This is a genomic window from Pseudoalteromonas sp. Z1A6 (assembly GCF_011378745.1).
GTDB classification, from domain to species: Bacteria; Pseudomonadota; Gammaproteobacteria; order Enterobacterales; family Alteromonadaceae; genus Pseudoalteromonas; species Pseudoalteromonas arctica.
The window spans coordinates 1-3336 of record NZ_WTKW01000411.1; the positions used below are offsets into that span (position 1 = coordinate 1).

Below are 3336 nucleotides of genomic sequence, written 5' to 3' on the forward strand. Positions count from 1 at the left end.
AAGCCGGTTCGTATAAAAACATATTAGGGCAAGTAAAACATAAAAAAGCCTACTGAAATTTCAGTAGGCTTTAATATTAAACACTTTCGTTTATAAACTTATTTACTAAAGATATTAGAAACGTAAGTTTAGTCCTAAGTTGAAACGTCTGCCGTATACGTCGAAAAACTCACCATCATCGTATGTGCCAGGGTTTCTAGGAGGTGTAATATCAAATAAGTTTGAAACACCTAATCTTACTTCAAGCATTTCGCTAACAGTATAACGACCATTTATTGACCATTCTGTATAAGAAGGAACATCATTATAGTTGTTATTTTCAGCAGTCCACTCTCTGTCTAATACTGTTGAATGACGGTATTTACCAATCATACCTACGTATAAATCATCGTAAGTATAGCCTACCGTTAGGTTACCCTGCCAACGAGGGTATCTTACTTCACCAACTGTAGGTGTTGGTTCATAGCCTTCGCTAGAAACATCTGTATTAAACTCTCTATGCTCAAGGTAACTTGCTAGTAAACGGAAGTTAAATGAACCGTAGCTCGTTTCATACTTGTATGTACCTTCTAAATCAACACCCTTAAGAGAGTAAGATGCTAAGTTATATGGTCCATTACGAACCTCAGAAATATCAAGAGTCGTAGGATCACGGTCAACTAAGTCACAAGCACTATTATCTAAACTAGACGCTTCGTAACAATCATCAATAACACGCTGTGCACCTAAAGAGTTAATTGCATCTTCAACGTCAAAACTCCAATAATCTGCAATTAACGTGATATTTTCAGTTGGGGTATAAATTACACCAAATAATGTATCGTCAGACGTTTCTTCTTGAAGGTTTGCATTACCTGAATTCACACTTGGCGGAGTAACACTACGCCAATCATCAGATGGTCTCCAATCTCCAACTGTAGTACCTGGATTTGGAATGCCTGCAGCTTGACAGTTAGCAATTAAGTTTGCTTTTTTGCTATCACTCGCTGTAGATATATTAGTTTGGTCACATGGATCGCCATAAGACGCGAATGACTGAGTACCAGCAGAATAAAGTTGAGATAATGATGGAGCACGAACCGACTTAGACTTTGTACCACGGAAACGAAGTTCATCGTTCATTGCATAGTTAAAGCCTACCTTCCAAGCTACATTATCGCCCACTGAAGAGTAATCCATGTAACGAGCGGCTAACTCAAGGCTTAATGAATCAACAAATGGTGCATCCACTAATAATGGAACTGACATTTCAACACCAATTTCATCAACTGTAAATTCACCATCCCATGCTTTTACAAAGTTACCAAACACTAGATTATTCTGCATTGCTGCACCAGGTTCATTAGAACCAGTTTCTTTACGATGCTCAGCACTTAAAGCAAAAGAAACACCACCGGCAGGCATATCAAAAGCATAACCTGAAATAACACCACCAATAACTTGCTGCTGTTTAACTTTAGAAATTGATGCTGAGGTAGTAACGTAATCTAAAGCTTCTTGAGATGCACCATTAAGACCGAACAGGCTCAATGCCTGACAACCATCTAACGCACCAACTAAAGAACCATCTGAATCACGGTCTGCACAACGAATTGCTCCGTCAATTTCTACCGCGTCAATAGCCTTGTTAAAGTTCTCAGTAAGGAATTCACCGTTCCATGTAGTGTCGTTTTTATTGCGACCGTAACTAAAATATACTTCGTAATCGAACTCTTCTAGTAATAACCCTTGGAAAGAAAGAGTTGTATTAAGTGTTGTACGATCATCTTCATAGGTACGATTACCGAAACCCGAAGCTAGCTTATAAATTGTAACTGAATCTCTACCAGCTTCATCTAGTTGTGCTTTAGCAGCTGGGTCTAAAAATGCATTATCTGAACGAATCGATTCAGCAAGGAAAATTGGGCTACTTTCTGCATAAGCACTTGCTTTTGAAAAAGAAACTTCAAAATTCATTGAATGATCGTCAGCATAATTATTTACAATGTTTGTAAAAACATTAAAACGATTAAGTGGTGTTGCAAGATCTTGATGTTCAATAAATTTGTAACCATTAGAGAAGCCGTCACCAAAATATCTAAGTTGATTATTCGGTGCAGGTCTTGTTACACCACCAACTGCAACGGGACTAAATTCACCATTATCACCAAATACAACATGGCCATCAGGTAAGAATGCATCACCTGCGCGATCGTAATAGCCTAGTGTTTGCAAACCGGCAAACTCACCTGTAGCTAAGATATTCTGTGGAATTCCATCTGTGTCAGAAACATTATCAGGGTTTAACATTCCAGAAACTGGGTTACGAAGAAAGTCACGGTCTTGAGCTTCAAGCTGTTCTGTTTCTGAGTAAGATAAGCTCGTAATAAAACTTATTTTGTCGCTTTCACCACCAAATGTGAATGAAAAAGACTCTTCTTCACCACCACTTTGTTCTGTAATAGATTTTTTGTAGTTGAAGTCCATAGTATCTTGAGACTTTTTCAAAATAATATTAACTACACCTGCAATTGCATCTGAACCGTATACTGCTGACGCGCCGCCATGAACAATATCCATACGTTCAATCATTTCAGTCGGAATGCCGTTTAAATCTACCGCAGGATTATCTACAGAAGCACCTACGTATCGACGACCGTTTACAAGTACTAAAGTACGACCTTCTCCAAGCTGACGAAGATCTGTAGTATTTATACCCGCACCAAAAATAGTGTTAGTAGTTGTTGTAGGTGCAGAGCCTACGCCAGATGAAGGCAGTTTTTGTAACAAATCTGAGATATTTGTAATGCCGGCATTAGACAGCTCTTCGCCGGTGATTGTAGTTACAGGAGTAGGTGAAACCTCTGAGAAGCGCTTAATACGTGAACCTGTAACTTCTATACGTTCTACTTTTTCAACGCCTTCTTCTGCCGCAATTGAATTTGCAGCGAAAACAGCCGTTGATGCTGTACCGAAAGCAATCGCTAAGCGAACTGCCTTTGAAATTTTATTGTTTAACATTTGATTCTCCCTAGAATACTATTTTATTATTTATGCTTAATTTTTAAAATTAATGCGCAATAAAGCCACTTAATAAGACTAAAAATGCCTATATGAAGGTACAGTAGGACTTTATTGTGTGACGGATGATAGTACTAGAGAAACAAAGAGGTCAACACATTATTAACTTTAAACCAGCAAAAATAACAAATGTATCTTTCACCATTACATTAAAACCAACAGTAAGCAGCTGATTTTATTGAAAAAGTAATATGTGTATATTTAAAGCTTATATCACCTTAAAATAAAACACTTTAATAACAATAACTTGAATGTTTGTAAAGATTTGTAACAAAG

1 protein-coding gene is annotated in these 3336 nt (G+C 37.5%); it reads right to left on the reverse strand.

The window, feature by feature from the left end; all coding sequences use genetic code 11:
- Positions 1-114: 114 nt before the first annotated feature.
- A complete protein-coding gene (locus GQR46_RS17880; RefSeq protein WP_165741827.1) occupies positions 115-3000 on the reverse strand; it encodes a TonB-dependent receptor in 2886 nt (961 codons plus the stop codon).
- Positions 3001-3336: the final 336 nt, after the last annotated feature.

What these genes read in the sequence shown, in the direction of transcription:
- GQR46_RS17880 (WP_165741827.1), bottom strand. Translation starts at nt 3,000, where the DNA reads ATGTTAAACAATAAAATTTCAAAGGCAGTTCGCTTAGCGATTGCTTTC.